21 protein-coding genes are annotated in these 24,514 nt (G+C 64.9%); 7 read left to right on the forward strand and 14 right to left on the reverse strand.

Going from position 1 to position 24,514, the window contains the following annotated elements; all coding sequences use genetic code 11:
• Position 1: 1 nt before the first annotated feature.
• From F6X62_RS13375 to F6X62_RS13390, 4 genes are read right to left on the reverse strand one after another with little or no spacing between them, the layout of a single operon-like run.
• Positions 2-1,711, reverse strand: a complete 1,710-nt coding sequence (locus tag F6X62_RS13375) for an ABC transporter ATP-binding protein (protein ID WP_153773795.1) — start codon at positions 1,709-1,711, stop codon at positions 2-4.
• Entirely contained in the window at positions 1,708-2,571 is an 864-nt protein-coding gene (locus F6X62_RS13380) for an ABC transporter permease (RefSeq protein WP_112898412.1), read from the reverse strand. The genes F6X62_RS13375 and F6X62_RS13380 overlap by 4 nt, the downstream gene beginning before the upstream one ends.
• Complete coding sequence (locus F6X62_RS13385) at positions 2,568-3,551, reverse strand: ABC transporter permease (RefSeq protein ID WP_112899571.1); 984 nt, start codon at positions 3,549-3,551, stop codon at positions 2,568-2,570. The genes F6X62_RS13380 and F6X62_RS13385 overlap by 4 nt, the downstream gene beginning before the upstream one ends.
• Positions 3,548-5,218: an ABC transporter substrate-binding protein gene (locus F6X62_RS13390; RefSeq protein ID WP_063545088.1), complete on the reverse strand. Its 1,671-nt coding sequence runs from the start codon at positions 5,216-5,218 to the stop codon at positions 3,548-3,550. The genes F6X62_RS13385 and F6X62_RS13390 overlap by 4 nt, the downstream gene beginning before the upstream one ends.
• A 218-nt stretch (positions 5,219-5,436) precedes the next feature.
• Between F6X62_RS13390 and F6X62_RS13395 the strand changes: the two genes are divergently transcribed.
• The gene (locus F6X62_RS13395; RefSeq protein WP_054890823.1) at positions 5,437-6,048 is read left to right on the forward strand and encodes a LysE family translocator; all 612 of its coding nucleotides are present in this window, start codon (positions 5,437-5,439) and stop codon (positions 6,046-6,048) included.
• Between the two features lie 49 nt (positions 6,049-6,097).
• Here the strand turns inward: F6X62_RS13395 and F6X62_RS13400 are convergent, their stop codons facing one another.
• The 4 genes from F6X62_RS13400 to F6X62_RS13415 all read right to left on the reverse strand — a co-directional run bounded on the left by F6X62_RS13400 (position 6,098) and on the right by F6X62_RS13415 (position 10,919).
• Positions 6,098-8,323, reverse strand: a complete 2,226-nt coding sequence (locus tag F6X62_RS13400; protein ID WP_153773796.1) for a TonB-dependent siderophore receptor — start codon at positions 8,321-8,323, stop codon at positions 6,098-6,100.
• A 290-nt stretch (positions 8,324-8,613) separates the two neighbouring features.
• Positions 8,614-9,828 carry a YeeE/YedE family protein gene (locus tag F6X62_RS13405; RefSeq protein WP_153773797.1) on the reverse strand — a complete coding sequence of 405 codons (1,215 nt, stop codon included), beginning with the start codon at positions 9,826-9,828 and terminating at the stop codon, positions 8,614-8,616.
• Positions 9,829-9,931: 103 nt separating this feature from the next.
• The gene (gene ykgO, locus F6X62_RS13410; protein ID WP_054890826.1) at positions 9,932-10,078 is read right to left on the reverse strand and encodes a type B 50S ribosomal protein L36; all 147 of its coding nucleotides are present in this window, start codon (positions 10,076-10,078) and stop codon (positions 9,932-9,934) included.
• A gap of 88 nt (positions 10,079-10,166) precedes the next feature.
• Positions 10,167-10,919, reverse strand: coding sequence for a methyltransferase domain-containing protein (locus F6X62_RS13415; protein ID WP_153773798.1), 753 nt, complete (start codon positions 10,917-10,919; stop codon positions 10,167-10,169).
• Positions 10,920-11,032: 113 nt separating this feature from the next.
• Between F6X62_RS13415 and F6X62_RS13420 the strand changes: the two genes are divergently transcribed.
• Complete coding sequence (locus tag F6X62_RS13420; protein WP_153773799.1) at positions 11,033-11,701, forward strand: bifunctional 2-polyprenyl-6-hydroxyphenol methylase/3-demethylubiquinol 3-O-methyltransferase UbiG; 669 nt, start codon at positions 11,033-11,035, stop codon at positions 11,699-11,701.
• Positions 11,702-11,760: 59 nt separating this feature from the next.
• On the opposite strand, the gene F6X62_RS13425 is transcribed toward F6X62_RS13420, so the two are convergent.
• Positions 11,761-12,660 (reverse strand): hypothetical protein, encoded by a 900-nt coding sequence (locus tag F6X62_RS13425; RefSeq protein WP_153773800.1) that lies wholly within the window; start codon positions 12,658-12,660, stop codon positions 11,761-11,763.
• 151 nt (positions 12,661-12,811) lie between these two features.
• On the opposite strand from F6X62_RS13425, the gene F6X62_RS13430 reads away from it, so the two are divergent.
• The 4 genes from F6X62_RS13430 to F6X62_RS13445 all read left to right on the forward strand — a co-directional run bounded on the left by F6X62_RS13430 (position 12,812) and on the right by F6X62_RS13445 (position 14,946).
• Positions 12,812-13,513, forward strand: a complete 702-nt coding sequence (locus F6X62_RS13430; protein ID WP_153773801.1) for an AzlC family ABC transporter permease — start codon at positions 12,812-12,814, stop codon at positions 13,511-13,513.
• Positions 13,510-13,824: an AzlD domain-containing protein gene (locus tag F6X62_RS13435; protein ID WP_054890831.1), complete on the forward strand. Its 315-nt coding sequence runs from the start codon at positions 13,510-13,512 to the stop codon at positions 13,822-13,824. The genes F6X62_RS13430 and F6X62_RS13435 overlap by 4 nt, the downstream gene beginning before the upstream one ends.
• Positions 13,821-14,654 (forward strand): AraC family transcriptional regulator, encoded by an 834-nt coding sequence (locus tag F6X62_RS13440; RefSeq protein ID WP_063545097.1) that lies wholly within the window; start codon positions 13,821-13,823, stop codon positions 14,652-14,654. The genes F6X62_RS13435 and F6X62_RS13440 overlap by 4 nt, the downstream gene beginning before the upstream one ends.
• Positions 14,655-14,718: 64 nt before the next feature.
• Entirely contained in the window at positions 14,719-14,946 is a 228-nt protein-coding gene (locus tag F6X62_RS13445) for a hypothetical protein (protein ID WP_054890833.1), read from the forward strand.
• Between the two features lie 51 nt (positions 14,947-14,997).
• Here F6X62_RS13445 and F6X62_RS13450 read toward each other — a convergent pair whose 3' ends face one another.
• The 5 genes from F6X62_RS13450 to F6X62_RS13470 all read right to left on the reverse strand — a co-directional run bounded on the left by F6X62_RS13450 (position 14,998) and on the right by F6X62_RS13470 (position 20,542).
• Entirely contained in the window at positions 14,998-15,480 is a 483-nt protein-coding gene (locus F6X62_RS13450) for a copper chaperone PCu(A)C (RefSeq protein ID WP_153773802.1), read from the reverse strand.
• On the reverse strand, positions 15,481-16,089 hold the full coding sequence (locus F6X62_RS13455; RefSeq protein WP_054890835.1) for an SCO family protein: 609 nt from the start codon (positions 16,087-16,089) through the stop codon (positions 15,481-15,483). It lies immediately after the preceding gene.
• Between the two features lie 285 nt (positions 16,090-16,374).
• Positions 16,375-16,959, reverse strand: a complete 585-nt coding sequence (gene nfuA, locus F6X62_RS13460) for a Fe-S biogenesis protein NfuA (RefSeq protein ID WP_063545100.1) — start codon at positions 16,957-16,959, stop codon at positions 16,375-16,377.
• Between the two features lie 58 nt (positions 16,960-17,017).
• Positions 17,018-18,052, reverse strand: a complete 1,035-nt coding sequence (locus F6X62_RS13465; RefSeq protein ID WP_054890837.1) for an acyltransferase — start codon at positions 18,050-18,052, stop codon at positions 17,018-17,020.
• 189 nt (positions 18,053-18,241) lie between these two features.
• Positions 18,242-20,542 (reverse strand): fatty acid cis/trans isomerase, encoded by a 2,301-nt coding sequence (locus tag F6X62_RS13470; RefSeq protein ID WP_153773803.1) that lies wholly within the window; start codon positions 20,540-20,542, stop codon positions 18,242-18,244.
• A 173-nt stretch (positions 20,543-20,715) separates the two neighbouring features.
• On the opposite strand from F6X62_RS13470, the gene metH reads away from it, so the two are divergent.
• The gene (gene metH, locus F6X62_RS13475; protein WP_153773804.1) at positions 20,716-24,423 is read left to right on the forward strand and encodes a methionine synthase; all 3,708 of its coding nucleotides are present in this window, start codon (positions 20,716-20,718) and stop codon (positions 24,421-24,423) included.
• The last annotated feature ends 91 nt before the right edge of the window (positions 24,424-24,514 follow it).

The raw sequence follows: 24,514 nt of genomic DNA on the forward strand, positions 1-24,514 counted from the left end.
CTTAAATGGCGATTTTCCAGAGGCGTGACTCATCGAACAGGTCGAAGGCTTCGTGTTCCAGCTCCAGCGGCGGCACCACCAGCTCGGCGCCGCTGCCCGGCAGGCGCGGCACCGAGCCGAGCAGACGGCGGGTGTATTCGTGGGCAGGCTGCTCGAACAACTGCTCGACCGGCGCGTGCTCGACCACCTGGCCATGGCGCATCACCAGCACGTCATCGCTGACATGGCGTATCACGCCCAGGTCGTGGGAGATGAACAGATAGGCCAGGCCCAAGGTGTCCTGCAGGTCGGCCAGCAGGTCGAGTACCTGGGCCTGTACCGACACGTCCAGCGCCGACACCGGCTCGTCGCAGATGATCAGCTTCGGCTCGCTGGCGATGGCGCGGGCGATCGCCACACGCTGGCGCTGGCCGCCGGAGAGCTGCAACGGGCGGCGGCTGGCCAGGCTGGCCGGCAGGCGCACCTGTTCGAGCAGCACATGAATGCGCGCCGGGCGCGCCGCAGCCTCGAAGCCCGCCACCTGCAAGGCGTCATCGAGGATCTGCGCCACGGTCCAGCGCGGGTCGAACGAGCCCAGCGGATCCTGGTAGATCACACTGATCTGCTGGCGCAGCGGGCGGCGGCTGGCTTCGCTGACGGTATTGCCCGGGCGGTTCCATGGCTGGCCGCGATACAGCACCTCGCCCTGGTCCGGTTGCAGCAGTCCGAGGGCGATGCGCGCAACCGTGGTCTTGCCCGAGCCGGACTCACCGACGATGCCCAGGGTCTGCCCGGCGCGCAGGGTGAAGTCCACGCCCTGGACCACCTGACGCACCACGCCATCAGGGCCGGTGTAGCGCTTGCCCAGGCCGTGGGCCTGCAGCAGCACCTCGCCAGGCACGACGCTACGCGCTACTCGCTCGCCCGAACGCTCCGGCGACAGGCGGCTGCCACGCGGATGCTCCGCCGGCACCGCGGCCAACAGCGCCTGGGTATAAGGATGCCGTGGCTGGCGCAGCACCTGCTGCATCGGCCCCTGCTCGACCACCTCGCCATGGCGCAGCACCACCACCTCGTCGGCCAGTTGCGCAACCACCGCCAGGTCATGACTGATAATCAGCAACGATGCACCCCGCGCCTTGATCTGCTGGAACACTTCAAGAATCTGCGCCTGGACCGTGGCATCGAGCGCAGTGGTGGGTTCATCGGCGATCACCAGCGCCGGATCCAGTGCCAGCGCACTGGCGATCAGCGCCCGTTGGCGCAGCCCTCCAGAAAGCTGGCCCGGCCGCTGCCGCGCACGCAACGCCACGTCCGGCACCCCGACCCGTTCGAGCAGCGTCAGCACGCGCGCAGCGCGCTGCGCCCGATCTCCATAGCCATGGGTCTGCAACACCTCGAGGATTTCCTTGCCCACAGGCCGCAGCGGGTCGAGCGACACCAGCGCATCCTGCAGCACGAAGCCGATATCCTTGCCACGCACCGCACGCCACTGACGCTCGCTCAGGGCCAGCAGGTCGCGACCGGCAAAGCCCAAGGTGCGCGCGGTCACCTCGCCACGCGCACCCACTAACCCCACCAGGCTGCGGGCGCTGACGCTCTTGCCCGAGCCAGACTCCCCCACCAGGGCCACACAGCGACCCGGCGCCAGGGTGAAAGACAGTTCACGCACCACGCTGCGGCCTTCGAACGTCACGTTCAGGCCCTCGACGATCAAGGTCTTGTCGCTCATGGCAGGCGGCCCTCCAGGCGGTGTTGAAGGTAGCGTCCGGCCGCGGTGGTCGCCAACGTGGTGAGCACGATGAACAGGCCGGGGAAAAAGGTCAGCCACCAGGCGCTGGCGATGAAATCGCGCCCCATCGACAGCATGGTGCCCCACTCAGGCGCAGGTGGTCGGGCACCAAGGCCCAGGAAACTCAGGGCAGATGCCCAGACGATGGCTTGACCGACGCCCATGGTCAGGGTCACCACCAGCGGGCGCATGGCATTGGGCAACAACTGGCGCAGGACAATGCGTGCGGTCGGGTGCCCCAGCGCGCGTGCCGCTTCGATATAGCCCGAATTGCGTACCGCCAGCACCTGGCCGCGGACCATCCGCGCGTAGCCAGGTGCCCCACCCAGACCGGTAGCGATGATCAGTGGGCCGACACCGCTGCCGAACACCGCCACGAACAGCAGCGCCAGCACCAGGCTGGGAAAGGCGAACAGCACCTCCAACAGCCAGCCCACGCCACGATCCACCCGCGCCCCGCCCAATCCGCCGAGCAGCCCGAGGCTGACGGCGATGGCCATCGACAGCAAGGTGGCCGCCACGCCGATCAGCAGGCTCTGACGCGCGCCGTGGACGATACGCGCGAAGATGTCGCGCCCCGACTGGTCGGTGCCCAGCCAGTGCGTCCAGCTCGGTGCCTGGAACGCTTCACGAGGCACGATCGCCAAGGGGTCGATGCGAGTGAACAGCCCCGGCGCCAGCGCCGCCAGCAACAGCGCCAGCAGGAACAGGATCGCCAGGCTCGCCCCCAGCGGCGGCCAGGACAAACGCACTTGTCGACGCACTGGCGTCTGGCTGTGTTCAAGAATCAGGTCGCTCATGCGCTCGTCTCCTGTTGGCGTGGGTCGATCCATTGATAGAGCAGGTCCACGAGAATGTTGGCCAGCACGTAGGCAGCAGCCACCACCAGGGTGATGCCGATCACCAGCGGCAAATCCTGCAGTTGCACCGCCTGGTACAACTGACGGCCCACGCCCTTGCGCGAGAAGATCACCTCGCACACCACCGCCCCGCTGATCAGCGCACCGATGGCCCAGCCCGACAGCGACACGCCCGGCAGCAGGGCGTGGCGCAGGGCATGCCGGAAGCGCACCGCCAGGTCGCTCAGGCCACGGCTGCGGGCGCTGAGAATGAAGGGCTGATCGAGGGTCAGCTCGAGTGATTCCCGGGTCACCTGGGCGATGAACCCTGCCAACGGAATGGCGAGGGAGAATGCCGGCAGCACGAGGCTTGCGAGGCTGTCGCTGCCCGCCGGCGGGAACCAGCGCAAGCCGAAGGCGAATACCGCCAGCAGCACCACCCCCAGCCAGAAGTGCGGCAAGGCGGCGCTGAGGGTTTCGGCCAGCGAGGCGAGTCCGCCGATGAGCCGGCCCCGGCCAGCCGTGACCACCGTCAACAGCAGCACCAGCAACCAGGCCAGCACCAGTGCGGCGAACGTCAGCTCGAGGGTTGCCCCGGCCTGTTCCGCCAGCACGCGGGTCACAGGCTGGTGCTGGGAATAGGACTGGCCCAGGTCGCCCTGCACCAGACGCCCGAGATACAGCGCGTATTGCACCGGCAACGGTTTATCCAGGCCGTACTCGCGCCGGGTTGCCTCGATGGCCTCCGGCGTCGGGTTGCCGGTGGTGCCACCGAGAATCGCCAGCACCGGGTCACCCGGCATCAGCCGCAGGGCGAAGAACGTCAGGGTCGCCACCGCCCACAGCACCAGCAGGCCGCCGCCCAGGCGAATGGCGGCGCGGCGTCCGAGCGCACGCAGGCGCTCGCGACGGGGATCGGTCAGGGTCGTCGCTTCACTCATTTGCTCACCCATGCGTCATAGAGGTAGGTCACCGCCAGCGAGGGCTCCAGGCGCACGCCGTGGGCCGTCTTGTAGAGGCCCAGCCGGGTGCTCTGCGGGTAAGTGGTCAATTGCAGGTACTGGCTGGCGGCCTGTTGCTGAGCCTTGAAGTACAGCGCCCGACGACGCTCCGGGTCCTGCGTGGCCAGGGCATCGTCGAGCAGCGCGTCGAAGCCCGGATCGGCGAAGCCCGAGGAGTTCTGGTGATAGCCGCCGACCCCTGCCGGCTGGACGAACGCCGAGCCAAAGATGATGCGCAGCACATCCGGGGTGTTGGTATTCCAGTAGCCGGTGCGGATGTCGTAGTCCCAGGCGGCCTGACGCGCGGTGACCTGGGCGTCGCTCATCTGGTCGATCACCAGCTCCAGGCCGGCCTGACGGGTGGTGGCCTGCACCTGCTCCCAGAGGGTCAGCTCCGAAGGCGGTGTACGCGCGCCGATCAGCACCACCGCGCTCAGGCGCTTGCCATTGCGTGTGCGGTAACCCTGCGCATCACGCCCGGTCCAGCCTGCGTCATCGAGCAATCGGGCGGCGCGCTGCGGATCGTAGTCCTGGCTGCGCTCGAACTCGCCGCTGTAGAACGGCGTGGCCACGCTGAGCGGGCCGCCAGCTCGCGGAAACTCGCCGAAGTACACACTCTTGAGCGCACCTTCGATATCGGCGCTGCGCACGAAAGCTTCGCGCACACGGATATCATCGAAGGGCGCCCGGCGCAGGTTGAAGGTGCCGTTGGTGGGGTTGCCGGGGCGCTGGGCGATGATCAGCTCGACATCCGGGTTGCGCCGCGCCGCCTCGTGCGACTCGGGCGGTACGCTCTCGATGACGTCCACCTCACCGGCCTGCAGCGAGGCGAAACGCACCGAAGGTTCCTGGATGAACTTCCACACGATGCGCTCAAGATAGGCCGGGCCCTGGTGCCTGGCGGTCGGCGGCGCCCAGTTGTAATCGGCATTGCGCACCAGCTCGACCTGGTTCTGCCGGTCCCAGCGCAGCACCTTGAACGGCCCGCTGCCCACCGGGCTTTCGCAGTTCTCGTCACGGCTGCGCTTGAGCGCGGTGGGTGACTGGATACCGAGAAAGCCTTGGGCGAGCACTTCGAGGAAGGCGGCGTAAGGCGTGGCCAGGTGCACCACGGCGGTGTATTCGTCGACGATGTCGGTGCCGCGATACTGGCGGATATAGCCGCCTGCGGTGCTGGACTGGGTCTTGGGGTCGGCCATGTGGTCGAGATTGGCCTTGACCGCCTGGGCATTGAACGGCGTGCCGTCGGTGAAATGCACGTCGTGGCGCAGGTGGAAGGTGTAGCTCAGGCCATCGGCGGACGCCTCCCAGCGCTCGGCCAGCCAAGGGCCGATACGGCCGTCGCTGTCCATCGACACCAGCGAATCCAGGTACTGCTGAGCCACGAACACTTGCGGCATGTCACCCGCCACATGCGGGTCCAGGCAGGTGGGCTCGCGGTCGGTGGCATAGACCAGGGTTCCGCCGCGCACCGGCTGGTCGCTATGGGTCGTGACCTGCTCGGCACGCTCGCAGCCGACCAGCGCCAGCACGGCACAGAGCGGGATCAAGGGGAAGTTGAGTCGGTTCAAGGGCGCTCCTGCGGATGACTGGGCATGCAGGGGCATTTGCAGGAGTTGTGCCGGGTTTCAACCCCCTGATTTTGCTGGGATTTGCCAAATACGCGGTGATCGATGGCGGGCAAAGTGTGCGCAGGGTGTTGGCAAGCCAACAGTTGAACTGTCAGATCATACCCATGCATAAAGACAAGCGGCCCTATACTCCGCACTCACAGGGCCGCTTCCGCGCAGCGGGCCCGCCGCCCCTTCTCCTACAAGGCGTTCTCATGGCACTCGACACCTGGTTCATCTACCTGCTGGCAAGCATCGGCCTGTCACTGACCCCGGGGCCGAACAGTTTGCTGGCCCTCACTCATGGCGCCCGCTACGGCGCGCGGCGAACGCTGTTCACCATCCTCGGCGGCATGTGTGGTTTCAGCGCCCTGATCGCCCTGGCGATGTTCGGGCTGAGCGCACTGCTGCAAACGTCGGGTTCCGTGCTGCAAGTGCTCAAGTGGGTCGGCGGCGCCTATCTGCTGTGGCTCGGCATCCAGCTCTGGCGTGCCCCACCCTTGCACCTGGACCTGGCCCAGGGCCAGACCCGGCTGGGAAATGCCGGCTTGTTCCGCCAGGGTTTGCTGTCGGCGCTGTCCAACCCGAAAGTGCTGCTGTTCTATGGCGCCTTTTTGCCACAGTTCATCGACCCGCAACGCGGCCTGGCCTTGCAGTTCATCGTGATGGCGGCGACGTTCGCCTGCGTGGAATGCCTGGTCGAATACCTGCTGGCACGCCTGGCCGGTCGCATCAGGCCGTGGTTGGCCAAGGGCGGCAAGGGTTTCAACCGCTGCTGCGGCGCGCTGTTCGCGATGATCGCGGTGGCGTTGCCGCTGGGGCGCTGAGCCTGGTCTGCGAGCGCGTGCGTGCGCATCGCAGGCCAGGCGCAAGACGCTACAACGACCAGTCCAGGCTGACCATCAGGGTGCGCGGTTCGCCGTTATAGACGCCGTTGTAGAACCCCAGGTTGTTGTAGTAGTGCTCGTCGAAGAGGTTCTTCACGTTCACCGAGGCCGACAGGTGTTCGTCGACCTGGTAGCGGGCCATCAGCCCGACCACCGAGAACGCCCGCTGGCTCATGCGGTCCCTGACGGTGATGATGCCACCCGATGCATTGCGCCCCACCGGGCGGTTGCCGACACCGAAGGTGTGGCTCTGCCAGTCGAGGGTGCCGCCCACGGTCAGTTTTGGCAGCACCTTGTAGGTGCTGGAGAAACGCACCAGATTCATCGGTCGGGCCGTGTCCTTGCGCGTCTTGTCGCCACGCAGCGCGTGGGTGTAGCTGTAGCCCAGGCTCATCTGCCAGTCCGCCATCACCTCGCCTGCCAACTCGGCCTCGAAGCCCTCGACCACCGCCCCCTTGCCACCGGACTTGTAGTACTGCTCACCGTTGGGGCCTGGCGGCACCGAGTCGTCGACCTCCGCAACGTTGTCCTGCTTGCTGCGGTACACCGCGGCGCTGAGGTTGGCCCGATCCTCGAACAGGCTGCCCTTCAACCCCAACTCGTAGACCTTGCCCACGACCGGGTCCAGGTACTTGTCGCTGATGTCCTTGTTGGTCTGCGGGTTGAAGATATCGGTGTAGCTGACATAGACCGTGAACTGCTCGTTGAGGTCGTAAAGCACACCGGCATAGGGCGTCCACTGGTCGTTCTGGGTCTGCTCGCTGCGGGAGATGTCGGTGACCGCCAGGTTGTCATCGTATGTCCAGGACTTGCTGGTGGTCTTCCAACTACCGTAGCGGCTGCCGAGGACCAGGTGCAGGCGATCGGTGGGATTGAGCCGGGTAGCGATGTAGCCGGCCTTCTGCTCGATGCGCGAGCGCGATTCATCCAGGCCAGTCTTGCGATCGTAGAACTTGGGAATCCCGCCCATGTATTTCCAGTCGGGGATGATCGCGTAGCCCTGCGGATCGTTGCGGCCGGTGTAGTACGGCGAGCTGTCGCGTCGCTCGGAGACCCCGTAGCCGATCATGAAGTCATGGGTACGGCCCAGCAGCTGGTAGGGGCCTGCAAGGTTGAAGTCCACGGCATCCATCTGCTCCTCTCCGGAGAAATGACTGCTCCAGGCTTTCATGCCACTGCGGTCGGCCTCGGGGAAGCCATTGCCGCCGTAGTAGACCTTGCCGTCGCTGTCGCTCTGGCGGTGGGTGTAGGCCGCCTTGAGCAGCCAGTCGTTGCCCAGTTGCTGATCGAGGGTGGCGAACACCGTCTGGTCCTTCAGCGGCCAGGACGACCAGGGGGCCGCCAGGTTGGTCGAGCGCGGCAGGTTGGCCTTGCTGCCATCGGCGTTCCAGTAGGGCACGGTGCCCCAGCTGGAGCCCTGGACATGCTTGTTCTGGTAGTCGTAGCCGACCGCCAGCACCGTGCTGTCGGTAAGGTCGGCCTCGAGAATGCCGTAGGCCACCTCACGTTGGGTCTGGTAGTGGTCCATGTACGACTTGTTGTCGCGATAGGCCAGCACCGTGCGCCCACGCAAGCGCCCGTCCCAGCCCAACGGGCCGCCAACGTCCAGGTAGCTGTAGTAGTTGTCGAAACTGCCGGCACTGATGCCGGTCTTCACCGCCAGCTCATGGGTCGGGCGCTTGCGCACCATGGCGATGGTGCCGGAGGGATCACCCGCGCCGGTGGTCAGGCCGGTAGCGCCACGCACCACCTCGATACGGTCATAGATGATGGTGTCGGAGTCGGACTTGAGCCCCGAGAAGGTGTTGAGCATTCCATCGATCTGGAAGTTGTTGATCGAGTAGCCGCGCGCATAGTACGTCGGTCGCTCGGAGTCGTTGCGCTGGACGGTCACGCCAGTGACATGGCTCAGCGCTTCGGAAAGGGTGTCGAGCTGGAAGTCGTCCAGCTGCTGGCGGGTCAGCACCGAGACCGATTGTGGGGTTTCCTTGATCGACAGGTTCAGGCGCGTGGCGGCGCTCATGCTGCCGGTGGTGTAGGAGCCGGTGTGCTCGGTGGTGCTGCCCAGGCCCTGGGCGAGGATTTCGGTGGAACCGAGCTCCAATACGCCTTCCTCGGAACGCTTTTCGCGCTCTTCGGCCAAACCTGCCGGGCTGATGACGGTGGCGCACAGACCCAGGGTCAGGGTCATGCTACGGCTGATGGGCGCGAACATCGCTGCCTTTCTCCTTGTTCGATTCGATGAAAGTCCTGGATACCGGTTGACCGGCACCCATATGACAACGAATCTCGTATGAGAATCATTATCGAATTGTCATCAAAACGGAAACAGAGGATCAGCTTGTAAGGTTCAGAGCCTTGGTCGGGCCGGAATTACCCACAAAATAAAACTATTAATATCAATAAGATAAGAAACATACATGAGGTAATTTATAGAAAACCTCATGTAGTTTCTCAACAGTTGGCAGGCACCTATCGCTTACGCTGCAGTGCCCTGAAGGCGCCTCAGCAACCGGTCAGGGTCGCTGCGCGCCGCTCGCCAGCGAAGAACAGCGGCCGCAGTCGCACACCGATCAGGTTGCCAGTATAAGCCGCCACCAACCACAACCAGCCATGCACGCTGCCCGAGGCGATGCCGCTGAAATAGGCGCCGATGTTGCAGCCATAGGCCAGGCGCGAACCGTACCCCAGCAGCAGGCCACCGATCACCGCGGCGACCAGCGAACGCGTCGGGATCTTCAGGCTCGGCGCGAAGCGTCCAGCCAGGCCGGCGGCGAGCAAGGCGCCCAGTACGATCCCCAGGTCCATTACCGTGGTGATGTCCTGCCACAGCGGTGCAGCCAAGGCCTTGGCGTTGGCCGGCGCCTGCCAGAACACCCAGCTGCCCACATCCACGCCCAACCCGTTCAAGGTCTTGGCGCCCCACAAGGCGAAGGCCGAGGTAATGCCCCAGGGGCGTCCGGCCAGCGCCAGGGTGGCGTAGTTGAGCAGCGCCAGCGCGATTGCGCCCCACACCAGCGGCCACGGTCCGCGCAGGAATCGACGCAGGCCTTGGTGCTCGCTGCCCACGGGTGCTTCCAGTGCGCCATGGCGACGCTTCTCCAGCACCACGGTGACCCAGGCGATCACCCCGAACAGTGCGAGGCTGGCCACCAGCGCAGGCCCCATGCCCCAGGCCTGGACGATCGAGGTGGCCGGGAACGAGGGCAAGGCGAACCACCAGTCGGCATGGTGGGTCGCGGTGACCGAGCCGATGATGAAGAACAGCAGCGTCACCAGCATCCGCGCATTGCCGCCACCGACAGTGAACAGCGTGCCCGAGGCACAACCACCGCCCAGTTGCATGCCGATGCCGAAGATGAACGCGCCGAACACCACCGATACCCCGGCTGGGGCCACAAGACCGGTGACCGGGTTGCCGAACAAGCTGCCCGCCGACAGCGCCGGGAAGAACAGCAGGACCGCCAGCGCCAACATGACCATCTGCGCGCGCAAACCTGCGCCACGGCGTTCATTGATGAACACCCGCCAGGCCGAGGTAAAGCCAAAAGCGGCATGGTAGAGGGTCAGGCCCAGCGCCGCGCCGACCAGCAGCAACAGCACCTGCTTGAAACCGGCATTGAGGTTGAGGAACCAGGCGCCTGCCAGCAGCAGGGCCAGGGCAATCAGCGGCGCGCCAAGGCGACGCGGCTCAGGTGTGACGGTAGCGGAAAAACCCATTGAAATACTCGGATTAACAGTCGAACGGGCGGCGAGTATACCGCCGCACATTCGCGGATGGGAGCAACCGTCTTGCTCACACCCTTGAAAGCAGACCTGCCGCTCAACCGCGCTTCTTCTTCACGCCACCCTGGCGCGCCTTGAAGCGCGGGTTCGACTTGCAGATGACATACAGGCGGCCGCGGCGCTTGACCACCTGGCAGTCGCGGTGGCGCAGCTTGGCGTGCTTGAGGGATGACAAGACTTGCATGGTGATTCTCCGACAGGGCGTTTGATAACGTAATAACATTACATTAACGAGAATCATTAGCGATTGGCAAGCCCCCTCTCCTACTGCGTCAACGCTTGTTCGCCCACACCCCGAAGGCCATGTCGCCGATATAGATCCCCTGCGACTGCATGCGCTCGGCATCCAGCCGTGCCTGTAGCGTTTCGATCCCCACCTGGCGCGCCGTGGCGATGCCGTGCTCGAGGATTCGTGGCAGGCACGCTCGTATGATCGCTGCCAGCCCGTAGGGACTGTCCGGGGTCTGCAACAGGCATTCGGCGCGTAGGCTCTGCACCTGCAGTCCGGCTTCAGTGAGGATGCGATGCAGGTTGAAGCCGATATGCAGGTCCGCCCCTTCGTGGGCGAGCATGCGCTGCAGCCACTGCTGGGCACGGCGATGCAGCGGAAAAGGCGCCAGGCTTGCCGGGGTCAGGGTGCTGTCGTGTTCCTGGAACACCAGCACGCCACCAGGCAGCAACAGCCTGGACAACCTGCGCACAGCCAGGATGACGTCTGGCTGGTACATCAGCACTCGCCGACCGACGATGGCATCGAACAGCCCCAGGGCTTCAGGCAAGCGATGCAGGTCACAGGCGACGAACTCGACCGGGGCATGGCCCGAAACAGGCGAACGCTGGCGCGCCAGCTCAAGCGCGGCCAGAGACTGGTCGACCCCGACCACCGCCCCGTCACGCCCGACCAACTCGGCGAGCAGCACGCTAACATCACCCGTTCCACAGCCGACATCCAGCACCCGCATGCCAGGGCCGATGCCCGCGTCAATCATCAATCGGGTGGTGAAATCCGTCGTCGAAAGTGCCATGCGCTGCTCCTTGTCCGGGGAGGCCAGTGTGGCGGCGGCATGGGTCGATGCACAAGTATCGCGGCAGCGTTGCACTAGAATGCTGTTCATCGCCAATGTGAGCAGGCCAACCGATGCCCGATCCCACCACCCAGTTGCTGGACAGCTGGCAGCGCAATGCCGAGGCCTGGATCGAGGCCGTGCGCAGCGGCAGCATCGCCTCGCGCCGCCAGGTCACCGACCAGGCGATCTTGCTGGCGATCCTCGGCCGCCAGCCGGAGCGTGTGCTCGACCTCGGTTGTGGCGAGGGCTGGCTGCTGCGCGCCCTGGAGAGCCGGGGAATCGAGGCGGTGGGTGTCGACGGCGACAGTACCTTGGTCGAGTCGGCCAAGGCTGCAGGCTCAGCGCAGGTGCACCTGGCCAGCTACGCGCAACTGATTGGCGCCGAGGTGGAGATCGGTCGGGACTATTCGCTGATCTGTGCCAACTTCGCCCTGCTGCATCAGGACATCATCCCGCTGCTCGGCGCCTTGGCGCCAAGGCTGGCACACGACGGCGCACTGTTGATCCAGACCCTGCACCCGTGGAGTGCTGCAGCGGGCAACTATCAGGATGGCTGGCGGGTCGAGTCCTTTGCAGGCTTCGAGGGCAACTGGGAACCCATGCCCTGGTATTTCCGCACGCTGTCCAGCTGGCTTGCCGCACTGGACATGGCAGGCTTCAACCTGTGCACGCTGCAGGAGCCGCAACACCCCCAAAGCCCGGTGCCGCAGTCGCTGCTGCTGATCGCGCAACCCAAGTGAAACGCTTGCCGGCCCTGGGAGGGCTTGCCGCAACGCATTGCCCGCCCAACGGGCCAAGGCTATTGCGCGTCGAGGCTGGCCACATGCGCATCCAGTTCCTGCTCGGGCGGCGACAGGTGCAGGATGCGATCGCGGCCGCCTTCGGCGAGCAGGTAGCCTCCCTTGCCATCGGGCACGATCGACTGCGGCGCCTTGAGGAAGGACAACACGGTATGCCGCTTGCCATCGGCATCGATGCGCAGCAGGCGCGCGCGATGCGTGGAGTCTTCGCTGATCCACAGCCCGCGCTGGTCGCAGAACAGGAAGGTGGGATTGCGCAGCCCCTCGGCCACCACCGGGTCTTCACCCCCTTCGTTCAGCGCGCGGATCTTGCCGGCAGCCTTTTCGGTATAGAGCAACTGGCCACCGCTGCAGCGGGTCAGGCCTTCGGTTTCAGTCAGCGCCGAGCGCAGCACTTCCACCTGGCCGCTCTGCCAGTCGTAGCGCATCAGGCGGCCATCGCCCTTGCGATCCTCGATGGCGTAGAGGTGATCGCCGTCGTTCCATAGGCCCTGCACGCTTTCGCCGTTGAACAAGGCGGTGATCTGGCCATCGCGAGACACGCTGACCGGGGCCAGTCCGCCCTCCTGGCTGAACACCCAGCCGCCCTCGACCGCGACCATGCCGTCAGGCTTGGACAGGCTATCGACCACCACCACCCGCTCGCCCTGTGGGGTGATCTTGAGAATGCTGCCCAGCCCATCGTCCAGCTCACGGCTGACCAACAGGCTGCCATCGGCCAGCGGCAGCAGCGAGGCGGCCTTGGCCACGTCACGGTGCAGCACCTGCACATGCCAGCCATCGGAGGCCTGCACCGGATAGAACGTCTGCCAGGCAAAGAAGCCCAGGGCGCAGGCCACCACGCCTGCCGTCGCCGTCAAGGTCAGCCTGACACCACGCTTGCGCAACACTTGAATCATCGATCGCTCCTTCTTGTGGCGGCGATCCTAGCAAGGGGATGTGAAAAAAATGTCGTGAAGCGCATCGCACCCGCAAACCAGCAAGATCGTTCAAGCCAGGCAGCTTTTTCCTCTGGCATGCTGGACATCCCTGCCCTTGTCCGTAGCCGCCATGTCCAGCAGTCCGCCCCTCGCCCGCCATGCCTTCACCCAAGGCACCGTCGCCATCCTGCCGTTATCGCTCGCCGTTGCGCCCTGGGGGCTGCTGGCCGGCTCCATGGCCATCGAAGCCAACCTCAGCGCCTGGCAAGGTCAGGGGCTGTCTGCGATCGTTTTTGCTGGAGCTGCGCAACTGGTGGCGATCGGCATGCTCAAGAGCGGCGCCGGGCTGCTGTCGATCCTGCTGACCACCCTGCTGCTGACGTCGCAGCACCTACTCTATGGGCTGTCGATGCGCCCTGTGGTGTCCGGCCTGCCGACCCGCTGGCGACTGGGGCTGGGCTTTCTGCTCACCGACGAGCTTTTCGCCCTGACCAGCCACCACGACCAGCAACAGTTCAACCGTTGGTACGCATTGGGCGTGGGCCTCACCTTCTATGTGGCCTGGAACCTGTTCACACTGGCCGGCATCATCCTCGGCCAGAACATCCCGCACCTGGACCAGCTCGGCCTGGACTTCTCGATCGTCGCCACCTTCGTCGCGTTGATCACCCCGCTGGTACGCAGCTTGCCGACCCTGGTGTGCGTGGCGGTGTCGCTGTTCTGCTCGGTGCTGTTCAGCCATTGGCACTGGGAAACGGCGCTGGTGGCCGCCGGCCTGCTGGGCATGGCCGCGGGTTTTGTCTGTCAGAAATTCGCCGGGAGCCGCGCATGATCTGGCTGCTGATCGTCGCCATGGGTGTGGTGGTGTTCCTCAATCGCTACGTCTTTCTCGAGCCGCGCCTGCCCCTGCGCCTGGGCTCCAACGTGCGCCAGTTCCTCGGTTTCGCCGTGCCGGGAATGCTCACGGCAATCTGCGGGCCGATCATCTTCCTGCCCGAGCATCAGCTGAACCTCGATCCGCTCAATCCGTACCTGCTCGGCTCGCTGGTAGCCATCGCCCTGGTGCTGTTGACCCGCAGCGTATTGCTGAGCATGCTGGCGAGCATGCTGATCTTCTTTGTCCTGCGCAGTTGGCTGACATGAGCACGCCCCTGCGCGAACAGATCCACCTGTGGCAGGCACCCGCCCTCGGCGATGTCGAGATGCTGCACGCCCGCTACGTACAGCAGCGCTTTGCGCCGCATGTGCACGAAGGCTATGTGTTCACCGTGATCGAGTCCGGCGCTCAGTGTTTCTGGCACCGTGGCAGTGATCACCTGGCGCCGGTCGGCAGCGTGGTACTGATCAACCCCGACGAATTGCACACCGGCGCCAAGGCCCACGAGGCGGGCTGGCGCTACCGTGCGTTCTATCCGGAACACGAACGTGTCACCGGGGTGCTGGACGAGCTGGAGCTGGGCCGCCACGGCTTGCCGCACTTCAGGCAGAGCGTGGTGCAGGACCCGACCCTGGCGGCGGCCTTCAGCCGTGTGCATCGCCTGTCGGAGGCCGGCGCGAGCGCGCTGGAGCAGCAAACCGCCTGGCGCGAGGCGGTTCTGGCGCTGGTACAACGTCATGGACACTGCAGCGAACCTGCTGCCCCCGGCCACGAACCGCTGGCCGTGGCACGGGCCCGCGAACTGCTGGAGAGCCAACTGGCCGACCCGCCTTCGCTGGAGGCACTGGCCGCGGCGGTCAACCTGTCACCCTTCCACTTTGCCCGGGTGTTTCGCCAGGCCACCGGGCTGCCGCCCCATGCCTGGCTCAAGCAGCGTCGCCTGGCCCGTGCCCGGGAATTCCTGCGCCGTGGCCTGCCGGCTTCGGAAGTGGCCTTTGCACTGGGCTTCGCCGACCAGAGCCACCTCAGCCGGCAGTTCAAACAGGCCTTCGGCGTGACGCCAGGCGCCTACCGCCTCGCCTGCCTGAACCACTGACCCGTCGCCCGGCAATACCGCCAGCCGCTGCTACACTGAGAAGGCTGAACGGAGGAATCCTGCCATGTCAGAACGAGAGCTCACCACCCTCATCACGCTGATGAACCAGCGCCAGGCCTGCCTGAGCAGCGCCTGCAAGGAAATCGCCGACTGGATCGACCGGCAGGGCGATGTGCCCTCGGCCGGCAAGATCCGCGCGAGCCTCAAGGCCCTGGAGGCCGACGAAGCCCAGGTTCGCAAAACCCTGACTTCGCTGACCATCGACCGGCCGCTGCCGCGATTCCGTAGCTGAACGACAGCAAGCAGAAAGAACAAGGGCCGCTTGCGCGGCCCTTGTCGGTACTCAGTGCTTCATGTGCATGTGGTCGTGCCCGGCATCCATCTCGGCGGTCAGCGGCTTGACCGGCGCCTGCACCTCGAGTGTCTGCTTCTGGCCCTTGGCATCTTCGATGGTCAAGGTCAATGGCACCTGCTGCCCTTCCTTCACCTGCTCGTTCAGGCCCATCAACATCACGTGCAAACCGTTGGGATCGAGGGTCACCGGCTTGCCGGCCGGCAGCTCCACGCCCTTCACTTCACGCATGCCCATCACATCGCCATTCATGGTCATCTCGTGCACCTGCACGGTCTTGGCCACCGGCGAAGCCACGTTCACCAGCTTGCTGTCGGTGCTGGCGGTCAGGGTCATGAAGGCGCCGGTGGACTGCTGGTGCGGCACGCTTGCGCGCACCCAGGCGTCGCTTACGGTGGTGTCGGCCAGGGCCGGCAGGGCCAGGCCCAACAGGGCGAGAGCGGCCAGGCCGCGCTTGATCGGTTGCATCGACATTCAGCAGATCTCCATCAAGGTGCGCAGGTCTTCGGCGCATTCCTGGGCATTCAGGGAATGGCCCAGACTCAGGCGCAGGGTGCCACGCGTGTCGTAGACGTAGCTGGTGGACGAGTGGGAAATGGTATAGGTGTCGCCGGCAGGGACCTTTTCGTAGAACACCTTGAACTCCCTGGCCACCTCGTCGATTTCTTCCGGGGTGCCGGTCAGGGCGACGAACGAAGGATCGAAGGCCTTGACGTAGGCGTCGAGCACCTCAGGGGTGTCACGCTCCGGATCCAGGGTGATGAACACCACCTGGAACAGGTCACGGTCACGGCCCTTGAGCAGTTTGCGGATCTGCGCGGCGCGTGCCAGCGTGGTCGGGCAGACCGCCGGGCACTGGGTGAAACCGAAGAAGATCATCGGCATCGAGCCGTAGAAGCTCGACAGGGTACGCTCGTTACCCTGCGGATCCTTGAGCTTGAACTTGCGCCCAAGGATCTCGTTGCTCATGTTCTTGCCGTACTTGAAGTCCAGGCCCCGGGCCGGGTTGCAACCCGCCAGCAGGCCAAGCCCCAGTACGCCCATCCCGGCGACGACCGCGCGCCGGGTCAGTAGATCAGTCATGGAACCATCCTTTACAGGGAAGGTGCCGGCCCTCGAGCAGGGCCGGTCGAAAAACCGGGGCATTCTGGCATGACACCCCGAGACCAGCTACCCGACACCCGGAAGATCGGCCCGCAGCCCTTGATTTACGGGCTGCGGCCTGTTGTCGCAGGGCTTGAAACAGTAACACTTTGTTGCTAGGCGAAGGCATTTTTGGCGGGCGACGAATGCAATCGCGGGCCAAGCCCGCTCCTGCAGGTACGACGCCGTACCTGCAGGAGCGGGCTTGCCCCGCGATAGGGCCTATCAGTAGTAGGCGTTCTCTTTTTGCGTGTGGTCGGTCACGTCACGCACACCCTTGAGCTCCGGGATGCGCTCGAGCAGCGTACGCTCGATGCCGTCCTTGAGGGTGACGTCCGCCTGACCGCAACCCTGGCAACCGCCACCGAACTGCAGCACGGCGATGCCGTCGTCGACCACATCGACCAGGCTCACCTGGCCGCCGTGGCTGGCAAGACCGGGGTTGATCTCGGTCTGCAGGTAGTAGTTGATGCGCTCGTTGATCGGGCTGTCTTCGTTGACCATCGGCACCTTGGCGTTCGGCGCCTTGATGGTCAGCTGGCCGCCCATGCGGTCGGTGGCGTAGTCGACCAGTGCGTCTTCGAGAAACGGCTCGCTGACGGCGTCGATGTAGGCAGTAAAGCTCTTCAGACCCACGGCGGTGTCGTCAGGCTTTTCTTCGCCCGGCTTGCAGTAGGCGATACAGGTCTCGGCGTACTGGGTGCCCGGCTGGGTGATGAAAACGCGGATGCCGATCCCGGGCGTGTTCTGCTTCGAGAGCAGATCGGCCAGATAATCATGGGCGGCGTCGGTAATGGTTATAGCGCTCATGGAAGTTCCTCACAGACTTGCCGCCCAGTGTACGCCAAGCCAGGCCTCGAACAAAGTCCTAGTAATTGACTCGGGATAGTGCAGGCGCCACCTGCCGTGTCCCGCGCGCCCCGAACCAGGCCTTGAGGCGCCGATACAGGCCACGCTCCAGCCACTGGTAGCTGAACCACGACATTAGTCCGATTGACGGTACGCAGAAGGCGAACACCAGATACGGATTGAGCCGCAACCGCTGGCTGATGAACCAGCCGCCCCACAGCACCAGCACGTGGGTGAGATAAACCGAATACGAACAGTCCCCCAGCGCCTTGAGCACCCGATTGCCGCGAAAGTACGGCTCCAGCGCGATGAAAGCCAGCACCACCATCGCACTCGGCAGGCCCCAGTGCAGCAGGCGCTGCGAGGCGTCGAGCTGGTACAGCGCAAACCCCGCCGCCGCCAGCACCGCCAGCGGCAGCCAAAGCCCCTCGCGGATCAGTCCGCGTCGGTACAGCACACCCAGACCGATGCCCAGCAGGAACTCGTAGATGATGTCGTTGTTGTAGAAGCGGCTGAGCACACCCAGGCGCCCCAGCACCTCGCTGACCAGCAGCAGCGCCGCGGTGACCAGCACCAGGTGATGACGCTGGCGTACCAGGAACGCCAGGCCGAACAACAGGTAGAAGAACATCTCGAAGTTCAGCGTCCAGCCCACATTGAGGGTGGGGTAAAGCCCGTAGCCACCCGGGTTTTCCGCTGGCACGAACAACAGCGACAGCACCAGGTGCTGCCACTCGAACACCTGATGCGGCATCCAGCGGCTGGCCACCAGCAACAGCAGCGCCATGAGCAAGGTGTAGAACCAGTACGCCGGGACGATGCGCAAGGCGCGGTTGAGCAGGAATTCGCGCGGGGCGATCTCCTTGTCGCGGGTCGAGAGGTAGATCACCAGGCCGCTGATGACGAAGAAGATGTCGACCCCCACCGCACCGCGCTCGGCGAGCAGGCGGCCGACGGGGCCTTTGGCATTGAAATCGAAGAAGATCTGCATGAAGTGGTGGCAGACCACCACCCAGGCGGCGAACGCCCGAAGCGCTTGAAGCGAATACAGCATGGGTTGTCCTGCGGTTCTTGGTGCATTCAGGCCCACAGGCGAGCATTGCTCGCGCGAATCACGGAACCTGCCTGCTCCCGCCTGTGGGAGCGGGCTTGTTCCGCGATGGGCTGCAACGCATCGCCGGGGCCACCCACAGGTCCGACCGCAGAAAGCCGGGAAAGGTCGGACGCCTTTCCCGGCAATCGATCAGAGGTTCTCGTAGCGGTTCATGTCCAGCACGCCCGCCTCCACCGGCTCGGTCTCCTTGATGTAGGTGTTCAGGTCGTGGAAGTACCGCCAGAACTGCGGGTGGCTGCGGCGCACGCCCCAACGCTCGACGATACGCTCGAACTTGCCTTGGTCGTCACGCGCAGCCTCCATGTCCTCGACGAACTCCGGTACGTCACTGGCCGGAATGTTGAAGATGAAGTTCGGGTAGCTGCTGAGCACGCCCGGATACAGGGTCAGGGTGTCCAGCCCCGGCTGGTAGCGATAGGCCTCGCCCAGCAGGAAGGCGACGTTGCTGTGCGCGCGGTTGCGCAACAGGCTGTAGACCTGACGCTGACCGCCCAGCCCTTCGATGCGCAGCATGGTCGCCTCGGGCAGTTGGCCGATCACCTTGAGCCCTGCCGCCGGGCGCGACACCAGGCGGCTCAGGCTCTGTTCCACATCACGAAACTCTTCGTTCATCTGTGGCCGCGAGCAATAGGCGCCGGTGCAACGGTTGATCGGATCGGGTGCTGCGTTCAGGCTGCCGGTGCGTTGCAGCAGCTTGAGGCCGAAGTCGCGCGTGGCATTGTGTTCGTTCAGTTGCAGGGCGCTTGGGGTATCGGTGTCGATGTCGGTGTAGTCGAGCCACATCTTCACCTTGCCGCTGTTCTGGTACCAGTCGCTGAGGATCGCGCCGCGCTTGTTGGCCGGCATCAGGCGCAGGAAGTTGACCTCGGCGCCGTTGCGGATCAGGTCGAAGTACAGGCGCGTCTGCAACTGGTGCGAGACATTCCCGTACACGTCGAAGTTGACCGCCAGTTGATAGTAGGTGCGCTCCAGCAGCGGGTAGTCGAACAGCCAGATGGTCAACGGCACGTCACCGATCAGCCCCTTGCTCACCGAGGCGCTGTCGAAGTGACGGAAGATGCTGAGCAAGGCGTTGTCGTTGCCTGCCCACAGCGTCGACCAGCTCGGCGCTGGCATTTCGGCGTAGGCCTCGCGGCGCAGGGTCTCGTAGTCGTTGCGCTTGTCGCGGTAGGCACGCCACAGGCTCAGCACGCTGCCGACATCGTCGATCTGCCCCGGCATGGCCAGCAACGGCGTGGCCTGGCCGCGGTAGGCGGCATCGGTGACGTAGCGGTCATGGGCCGGCTCCTGGAACAGCGCCCAGAAGTTGTCGCGGATCACGTCAGTGGCGATCTGCCCGCGGCACACCGGGCCACGGATGAAGGTGCGCACGAAGTACTCGGCGTTGTCGAGCATGAACTGGTAGCGCGCCACCGCCGGGATCGCCTCGAAGGTCTCGAACGGGTTGGCCCGGCGCTGCGGGCCATAGCCCGGCAGCGAGGTGGCGCGCCAGTCGCCGCTGTAGAACAGCTGCTTGACCCGCTTGAGCTTCTGCGGCCCCATCGGGTAGGTGATGTGCGTCTTGTGCACGATCACGCCCTGCACCGGGATCAACCGGTAGTAGAAATCATTGCCCGGCGGGTCGTTGGGGCGGCGCGTGGCGATCACGTCGATCGGCTGGCCACTGGGCGTGCGCGAGCGGACCCACTGGAAGAAGTGCCCCTGCTCGCCGCCGACGAAATAGATGTGCGCCAGGAACAGATGCTCGTACAGCCAGCGCCCGACCAGCGCCTCGGTGGAGCCCGGACGGTTGAGCAGAGCTTCCCAGTCGGCAATCTGCTTCGCTTCGCTGGGGCTTGGCTGGATCGGTTGGTACTCGACCGGTGCACCGGCCGCCAGCCAACGCTGCAGGGTCGAATATTCCTGGTCGGTCAGCCCGGTAACCGCCAGCGGCATGCCCTCTTTCGGGTGCGCACCGGCATAGGCGTCGAACTCGTGCGGCAGCGGGCACATGTTGTTGCGGTTCAGGCCCAGGACGATCTCCTCGGGCAGCTTGGCGTTAGGCGTGAGCGGCGTCTTGTGGCCCAGTTCGAGCATGCGCGCCATCAGCGCGGCCTGGCTGCCCTGATTGTCGAGCACCGAGTAGAAGCCTTTCTTGCGCCAGCCCTCTTCATTCTGCGCGTCATAGAACAATCGCGTGGTGGCGACCGCCTGGCTGCGCTCGCCCTGGTACACCGGCACCTTGGAGGCGCCGCGCTCGGCACCTTCTGCGCTGCCCAGGTTGAGCTGGCAGGCGGCGTCGTTGCAGGCGTGGCAGGCCACGCACTTCTGGGTGAAGATCGGCTGGATGTCACGGGTATAAGAGATGGCCGAGCTCGATTGAGGGGCCTGCGCCAATGCTGCGCCACTGACGAGCAGGGCGAAGATGGCAACGATAAAACGATGCACCATGTGCCGAATGTCCTGGTTCTTGATAGCTGTCACGATTTGCCTTTCTGTCCCTGGGACTGAGCCTTGGCACCACCAACATGAATCAAATTCATGAGACCGGGCGATGCGCCTAAAATCCGTGCAGCTTTGTTATTATTCCGCACTTCCGTTATTTGTCCGACCAGGTAGTTCTCATGTCCGACCGCAGCGCTCGTCTCCAAGCACTCCAGCATGCCCTCAAGGAGCGCATCCTGATTCTCGACGGCGGCATGGGTACTATGATCCAGAGCTACCGCCTCGAGGAAGACGACTATCGTGGCACGCGCTTCGCCGATTGGCCAAGCGATGTTAAAGGCAACAACGACCTGCTGCTGCTCACCCAGCCCGATGTCATCGCCGCCATCGAGAAGGCCTACCTGGACGCCGGCGCCGATATTCTCGAGACCAACACCTTCAACGCCACGCAGATTTCCCAGGCCGACTACGGCATGGAAGCGCTGGTGTACGAGCTCAACGTCGAGGGCGCGCGCATCGCCCGCCAGGTGGCCGACGCCAAGACGCTCGAAACCCCCGACCGCCCGCGCTTCGTCGCCGGCGTGCTCGGCCCGACCAGCCGCACCTGCTCCATTTCCCCGGACGTCAACGACCCCGGCTACCGCAACGTCACCTTCGACGAGCTGGTGGAAAACTACATCGAGGCCACCCGCGGCCTGATCGAAGGCGGCGCCGACCTGATCCTGATCGAGACCATCTTCGACACCCTCAACGCCAAGGCGGCGATCTTCGCCGTGCAGCAGGTGTTCGAAGATGACGGCATCGAACTGCCGATCATGATCTCCGGCACCATCACCGACGCCTCCGGCCGCACCCTGTCGGGCCAGACCACCGAAGCCTTCTGGAACTCGGTGCGCCATGCCAACCCGATCTCGGTCGGCCTGAACTGCGCCCTGGGTGCCAAGGACCTGCGTCCGTACCTGGAAGAACTGTCGACCAAGGCCGGCACCCACGTGTCCGCGCACCCCAACGCCGGCCTGCCCAACGCCTTCGGCGAATACGACGAAACCCCGGCGGAAATGGCCGCCGTGGTCGAGGAGTTCGCTGCCAGCGGTTTCCTCAACATCATCGGCGGTTGCTGCGGTACTACCCCGCCGCATATCAAGGCCATCGCCGAGGCCGTGGCCAAGTACCCGCCGCGCGCCATTCCGGACATTCCCAAGGCTTGCCGCCTGTCGGGCCTGGAACCGTTCACCATCGATCGCCAGTCGCTGTTCGTCAACGTCGGCGAGCGCACCAACATCACAGGTTCCGCCAAGTTCGCCCGGCTGATCCGCGAGGAAAACTACACCGAAGCCCTGGAGGTCGCCCTGCAGCAGGTCGAGGCCGGCGCCCAGGTGATCGACATCAACATGGACGAAGGGATGCTCGACTCCCAGGCCGCCATGGTCCGCTTCCTCAACCTGATCGCCGGCGAGCCGGACATCTCGCGCGTACCGATCATGATCGACTCCTCCAAGTGGGAGGTGATCGAAGCGGGCCTGAAGTGCATCCAGGGCAAGGGCATCGTCAACTCGATCTCCATGAAGGAAGGCGTCGAGCAGTTCAAGCACCACGCCCGCCTGTGCAAGCGCTACGGCGCCGCCGTGGTGGTGATGGCCTTCGACGAGGTCGGCCAGGCCGACACCGCGGCACGCAAACGCGAGATCTGCCAGCGCAGCTACGACATCCTGGTCAACGAAGTGGGCTTCCCGCCCGAAGATATCATCTTCGACCCGAACATCTTCGCCGTCGCCACCGGCATCGAGGAACACAACAACTACGCCGTCGACTTCATCGAGGCGTGCGCCTACATCCGTGACCACCTGCCCTACGCGCTGTCCAGCGGCGGCGTGTCCAACGTGTCGTTCTCGTTCCGTGGCAACAACCCGGTGCGCGAGGCGATCCACTCGGTGTTCCTCTACCACGCCATCCAGAACGGCCTGACCATGGGTATCGTCAACGCCGGCCAGCTGGAGATCTACGACGAGATCCCGCCGGCACTGCGCGAGAAGGTCGAGGACGTGGTGCTCAACCGCACCCCCGAAGGCACCGACGCCCTGCTGGCCATCGCCGACGACTACAAGGGTGGCGGCGCGGCCAAGGAAGTGGAAAACGAAGAGTGGCGCTCGATGCCCGTGGACAAGCGCCTGGAACACGCGCTGGTCAAGGGCATCACCGCCTACATCGTCGAAGACACCGAGGAGTGCCGCCAGCAAGCGTCGCGCCCCATCGAAGTCATCGAAGGCCCGCTGATGAGCGGCATGAACGTGGTCGGCGACCTGTTCGGCGCGGGCAAGATGTTCCTGCCGCAAGTGGTCAAGTCCGCGCGGGTGATGAAGCAGGCGGTGGCCCACCTGATCCCGTTCATCGAGGCCGAAAAAGGCGACAAGCCCGAAGCCAAGGGCAAGATCCTCATGGCCACGGTCAAGGGCGACGTGCACGACATCGGCAAGAACATCGTCGGCGTGGTGCTGGGCTGCAACGGCTACGACATCGTCGACATGGGCGTGATGGTCCCGGCCGAGAAGATCCTGCAGACCGCCCGCGAGCAGAATTGCGACATCATCGGCCTGTCCGGCCTGATCACCCCGTCGCTGGACGAGATGGTCCACGTCGCCCGCGAGATGCAGCGCCAGGACTTCCACCTGCCCTTGATGATCGGCGGCGCCACCACCTCCAAGGCGCACACCGCGGTGAAGATCGAACCCAAGTACGCCAACGACGCGGTGATCTACGTCACCGACGCCTCGCGCGCCGTGGGCGTGGCCACGCAATTGCTGTCCAAGGAGCTCAAGCCTGGCTTCGTCGAGAAGACCCGCCAGGAGTACGTGGAAGTGCGCGAGCGCACCGCCAACCGCAGCGCCCGCACCGAGCGTCTGAGCTACGCGCAGGCGATCGCCGCCAAGCCGCAGTACGACTGGGCCAACTACCAGGCAGTGGTGCCCTCCTTCACCGGCGTCAAGGTGCTGGAGGACATCGACCTGCGCGAACTGGCCAAGTACATCGACTGGACGCCGTTCTTCATCTCCTGGGACCTGGCGGGCAAGTTCCCGCGCATCCTCACCGACGAGGTGGTCGGCGAAGCGGCTACCGCGCTGTACCAGGATGCCTGCGACATGCTCGAGAAGCTGATCAGTGAAAAACTCATCAGCGCCCGCGCGGTGTTCGGTTTCTGGCCGGCCAACCAGGTCGCGCATGACGACATCGAAGTCTATGGCGACGACGGCAAGCCGCTAGCCACCCTGCACCACCTGCGCCAGCAGACCATCAAGCCCGACGGCAAGCCGAACTGGTCGCTGGCCGACTTCGTCGCACCGAAGGACAGTGGCATCAGCGACTATGTGGGCGGGTTCATCACCACCGCCGGCATCGGTGCCGAGGAAGTGGCCAAGGCCTACCAGGACAAGGGCGACGACTACAGCTCGATCATGGTCAAGGCGCTGGCCGACCGCCTGGCCGAGGCCTGCGCCGAATGGCTGCACGAGCGCGTGCGCAAGGACTACTGGGGTTATGCCAAGGACGAGCAACTGGACAACGATGCGCTGATCAAGGAGCAGTACAGCGGCATCCGCCCTGCCCCGGGCTATCCGGCGTGCCCGGATCACACCGAGAAAGAGACCCTGTTCCGCCTGCTCGATGGCACGGCCATCGGCGAAACCGGCCCCAGCGGTGTGTTCCTCACCGAGCACTTCGCGATGTTCCCGGCGGCAGCGGTCAGCGGCTGGTACTTCGCCCACCCGCAGGCGCAGTATTTTGCCGTCGGCAAGGTGGAGAAAGACCAGATCGACAGCTACAGCGCCCGCAAAGGCCAGGATGTCAGCGTGAGCGAACGCTGGCTGGCACCGAACCTGGGCTACGAAGGCTAAGCCAACCGCCCCAGGCTGCCGGTGCCATTTCGCCCCGGCGACGCCGGCGCTCGCCACCAGGTGAGTCGAAGTATCCCGATTGCCTTGCTGT

It is taken from the genome of Pseudomonas sp. MNR3A, assembly GCF_009650575.1.
GTDB lineage: Bacteria > Pseudomonadota > Gammaproteobacteria > Pseudomonadales > Pseudomonadaceae > Aquipseudomonas > Aquipseudomonas machongensis.

Bases quoted from the DNA above. Each gene is read 5' to 3' on its own strand.
- F6X62_RS13375 (WP_153773795.1), bottom strand. From the start codon at position 1,711: ATGAGCGACAAGACCTTGATCGTCGAGGGCCTGAACGTGACGTTCGAA.
- F6X62_RS13380 (WP_112898412.1), bottom strand. From the start codon at position 2,571: ATGAGCGACCTGATTCTTGAACACAGCCAGACGCCAGTGCGTCGACAA.
- F6X62_RS13385 (WP_112899571.1), bottom strand. From the start codon at position 3,551: ATGAGTGAAGCGACGACCCTGACCGATCCCCGTCGCGAGCGCCTGCGT.
- F6X62_RS13390 (WP_063545088.1), bottom strand. From the start codon at position 5,218: ATGCCCCTGCATGCCCAGTCATCCGCAGGAGCGCCCTTGAACCGACTC.
- F6X62_RS13395 (WP_054890823.1), top strand. From the start codon at position 5,437: ATGGCACTCGACACCTGGTTCATCTACCTGCTGGCAAGCATCGGCCTG.
- F6X62_RS13400 (WP_153773796.1), bottom strand. From the start codon at position 8,323: ATGTTCGCGCCCATCAGCCGTAGCATGACCCTGACCCTGGGTCTGTGC.
- F6X62_RS13405 (WP_153773797.1), bottom strand. From the start codon at position 9,828: ATGGGTTTTTCCGCTACCGTCACACCTGAGCCGCGTCGCCTTGGCGCG.
- ykgO (WP_054890826.1), bottom strand. From the start codon at position 10,078: ATGCAAGTCTTGTCATCCCTCAAGCACGCCAAGCTGCGCCACCGCGAC.
- F6X62_RS13415 (WP_153773798.1), bottom strand. From the start codon at position 10,919: ATGGCACTTTCGACGACGGATTTCACCACCCGATTGATGATTGACGCG.
- F6X62_RS13420 (WP_153773799.1), top strand. From the start codon at position 11,033: ATGCCCGATCCCACCACCCAGTTGCTGGACAGCTGGCAGCGCAATGCC.
- F6X62_RS13425 (WP_153773800.1), bottom strand. From the start codon at position 12,660: ATGATTCAAGTGTTGCGCAAGCGTGGTGTCAGGCTGACCTTGACGGCG.
- F6X62_RS13430 (WP_153773801.1), top strand. From the start codon at position 12,812: ATGTCCAGCAGTCCGCCCCTCGCCCGCCATGCCTTCACCCAAGGCACC.
- F6X62_RS13435 (WP_054890831.1), top strand. From the start codon at position 13,510: ATGATCTGGCTGCTGATCGTCGCCATGGGTGTGGTGGTGTTCCTCAAT.
- F6X62_RS13440 (WP_063545097.1), top strand. From the start codon at position 13,821: ATGAGCACGCCCCTGCGCGAACAGATCCACCTGTGGCAGGCACCCGCC.
- F6X62_RS13445 (WP_054890833.1), top strand. From the start codon at position 14,719: ATGTCAGAACGAGAGCTCACCACCCTCATCACGCTGATGAACCAGCGC.
- F6X62_RS13450 (WP_153773802.1), bottom strand. From the start codon at position 15,480: ATGTCGATGCAACCGATCAAGCGCGGCCTGGCCGCTCTCGCCCTGTTG.
- F6X62_RS13455 (WP_054890835.1), bottom strand. From the start codon at position 16,089: ATGACTGATCTACTGACCCGGCGCGCGGTCGTCGCCGGGATGGGCGTA.
- nfuA (WP_063545100.1), bottom strand. From the start codon at position 16,959: ATGAGCGCTATAACCATTACCGACGCCGCCCATGATTATCTGGCCGAT.
- F6X62_RS13465 (WP_054890837.1), bottom strand. From the start codon at position 18,052: ATGCTGTATTCGCTTCAAGCGCTTCGGGCGTTCGCCGCCTGGGTGGTG.
- F6X62_RS13470 (WP_153773803.1), bottom strand. From the start codon at position 20,542: ATGGTGCATCGTTTTATCGTTGCCATCTTCGCCCTGCTCGTCAGTGGC.
- metH (WP_153773804.1), top strand. From the start codon at position 20,716: ATGTCCGACCGCAGCGCTCGTCTCCAAGCACTCCAGCATGCCCTCAAG.